This is a genomic window from Pseudophaeobacter flagellatus (genome assembly GCF_021228235.1).
GTDB classification, from domain to species: Bacteria; Pseudomonadota; Alphaproteobacteria; order Rhodobacterales; family Rhodobacteraceae; genus Pseudophaeobacter; species Pseudophaeobacter flagellatus.
The window spans coordinates 1-2,888 of sequence record NZ_JAJQRG010000023.1 but is presented as its reverse complement, the minus strand read 5'-3'; the positions used below and the strand labels follow the sequence as shown (position 1 = coordinate 2,888).

Genomic DNA, 2,888 nt, shown 5'->3' with positions numbered 1-2,888 from the left:
CGTATCCGTCCGGTTTCCCCGCTCTAACGGCGCGATGGAGTGTTTGATAGTGTCCACCATCGATAGTGGACATCATGGGGCACTCTATGGCGGGCAAGAAGGGTCAGAAGAAGCGGTTTTGGTCTGATGACGAGAAGTGCTCGATCTGTGCGCAGACACGGGCACCGGGCGTATCGGTTGCGCAAGTGGCGCGTCGGTATTCGATGAATGCCAATTTGATCCACAAGTGGCTTCGTGATCCTCGGTTTGCGCCTGAAGAAGATGCCGGTGAGGTGCTGGATGCCATTGAGGCGGCGTTTCTGCCCGTCGAGATTGCAGATGCCGTGCCGGTGCCGTCGCCTTCCGATATGCAGGTTTCTGCCCCAACCTTGACCGAGCCAGTCTCGGCGCAACGCGTTGACATCACGTTGTCCGATGGGCGGCGGATTTTGGTGGAAGGCACGACAGCCCTGTCAGCTGTGCTGTCTTTGGTTGAAGGGCTGATACCTTGATCCCGGTGCCGTCGAACACGCAAGTGTGGTTGGCTGCCGGGGTGACGGACATGCGACGCGGGTTCAATACGCTAGCCGCGCAGGCGGAGAAGGTCTTGGAACTTGATCCCTATTCCGGCCATCTGTTTGTGTTCCGGGGGCGCCGAGGCGATCTTTTGAAGATCATCTGGTGGGACAGCCAGGGTGCCTGTCTATTCAGCAAACGGCTGGAGCGCGGGCGGTTCGTGTGGCCTGCAGCCAAGGATGGCAAAGTCAGCGTGACGGCCGCACAATTATCGATGCTGCTGGAAGGGATCGATTGGCGAATGCCTCGGAAGACATGGCGGCCCTTGAGCACCGGATAGGCCAAGTTATCGGCGCGAACGGGCGGTTTGCGATTCACCTTTTTGCTGCAACGGGTTATACCCAACCGCATGTTGGACGCCCTCAAACATTTGCCAGAAGACCCCGCTGAACTGCGGGCGGTCAGCGAGCGTTTGATGGCCGAGGTGCAATCCCAAGCCTATCAGATTGAGAAGCTGAAGGCCGAACTTCATGGACATCGCAAGGCGCGGTTTGGTTCCAAATCCGAGAGCCTGGATCAACTGGCATTCGATCTGGCGGAAGACGTCGAGATCGAAGTCGCAGCTGAGGTGCAAAAGAGCGAGCTAACTGAAGCTGACAGCAAACCGTCCAAACGACAGCATAGCCGCAAACCATTGCCCGATCATTTGGAACGACAGGATGAAGTTTTGTCCGTTGGTGAAGAATGCGGTGAGTGCGGCGGTTTTTTGCGCCAGATCGGTGACGATATCACCGAGGAGTTGGAGTATGTTCCCGGTCGCTTTGTCGTGCGCCGCATTATCCGCCCACGCATGACCTGCACCTGCTGTGAGGCCTTTGCCCAGGCCCCACTCCCGTCGCGCCCCATTGAGCGCGGTCGCCCCGGCCCGGGCCTTCTGGCCCATGTGCTGGTTGGTAAATATTGCGATCATCTGCCGCTGGATCGGCAATCCAAAATCTTCGCCCGCGAGAAGGTCGAACTACACCGCTCCACTTTGACCGATTGGGTGGGTCGCAGCACGGCACTGCTGGAGCCACTGGCCGATCACATCGGCAAGCAGGTCAGGGCAGGCCCCGCTCTTTTTGCCGATGACACGCCGGTCAAACTGCAAAGCAAACTGAAGCCGAAGAAGACCCAGACCGCGCGGCTCTGGAGCTATGTGCGTAATGAAGGCCCGTGGTGCGGCGAGGCGCCGCCCTGCGCGTGGTATCAGTTCAGCACAGATCGTAAGGGCGAACATCCCGTCAATCATCTCTCGGGCTATACCGGCACCGTGCACGCGGACGGCTTTGCGGGCTTCAACGGATTGTTCGGCGAAGGCAAAGCCGAGGAACAAGCGTGCATGGTGCATGTGCGCCGCAAGTTCGTGGACGAGTTTGAGCGCACCGGCGCGGATATCGCCAAGCGCGCGATCAAGCAAATCGCAGACCTCTATGCGGTTGAGAAGGAAGTGCGGGGTAAATCCCCCCAGGAACGTGTCGCCCTGCGCCAGGAGAAGGCCAAGCCTGTCTTTGATGAACTGGAAGCCTGGCTGCAAGTCCAGCTTCCCAAAATCTCGGGCAAAACCAAACTGGCCGAGGCGATCCGTTATGCCCTGAACCGCATGCCCAAAGCGCGGGCCTATCTCAGCGATGGGCGGCTGGAACTGGACAATAACATTTGTGAGCGCAGCATTCGCCCGATTGCGCTTGGCCGCAAGAACTACTTGTTCATGGGCTCAGTCGGGGGCGGCAAAGCAGCCGCCATCGCGTACACCCTCATCGAGACCGCCAAGATGAACAACGTCGATCCCGAGGCATGGCTTGCATGGGTGCTCGAACGCCTCCCTGATCACAAAATCACTCGCATCGATGAGCTGATGCCGTGGCGGTTTGGGGCACTCGACAATCTGTGCAAAAAAACATGAATGAGGCAAACCGTATAGAAGCGGCGTTTCTCCGCAAGCTGCCCTCTGATGAAGCGGCTAACTATCTTCTGGAAAAATACGCTGACAGCTATCCCGTGACGATTAAACACAGGAGCTGGAAAGTAGCCGATCAGTTCCGACTTGCACGACGGTTTCTGCAGGGCCGAGCTTTTGCGAGTGCCCGGCCATACCAAGATTTTCTATCTTTTATGTCCTTGGAGAACTTCCTGAAGGTCGTTGCCGACGGGCTGTCTGACATTCCTGAGGATAGGTTGGATTTGCTGTTTTATTACCTTGTCCCCGCTTTGCGCAAAGCGGCGAAAAACGACCTTCAGCTGAAGAAAGTAGAGGAGTTCATCGACCGTTGGTCAGCAGGCCGCTAGCAAGAACCCGGTATTGGTCGACAGATTGCGCACAGAAAAACCAATCCCCTTCACCGGACGGATAC

The 2,888-nt window shown here is 57.5% G+C and carries 4 protein-coding genes; all 4 read left to right on the top strand.

Going from position 1 to position 2,888, the window contains the following annotated elements:
• Window positions 1-86: 86 nt before the first annotated feature.
• The 4 genes from tnpA (at window position 87) to LRK71_RS20395 (ending at window position 2,823) form a co-directional block, all read left to right on the top strand.
• Window positions 87-491, top strand: a complete 405-nt coding sequence (gene tnpA, locus LRK71_RS20410; protein ID WP_232405795.1) for an IS66-like element accessory protein TnpA — start codon at window positions 87-89, stop codon at window positions 489-491.
• Window positions 488-835 (top strand): IS66 family insertion sequence element accessory protein TnpB, encoded by a 348-nt coding sequence (tnpB, locus tag LRK71_RS20405; RefSeq protein ID WP_232405794.1) that lies wholly within the window; start codon window positions 488-490, stop codon window positions 833-835. Before tnpA ends, tnpB begins: the two co-directional genes overlap by 4 nt.
• 69 nt (window positions 836-904) lie before the next feature.
• A complete protein-coding gene (gene tnpC, locus LRK71_RS20400) occupies window positions 905-2,440 on the top strand; it encodes an IS66 family transposase (protein WP_232405793.1) in 1,536 nt (511 codons plus the stop codon).
• Window positions 2,437-2,823, top strand: coding sequence for a hypothetical protein (locus LRK71_RS20395; protein WP_232405792.1), 387 nt, complete (start codon window positions 2,437-2,439; stop codon window positions 2,821-2,823). The genes tnpC and LRK71_RS20395 overlap by 4 nt, the downstream gene beginning before the upstream one ends.
• Window positions 2,824-2,888 lie beyond the last annotated feature (65 nt).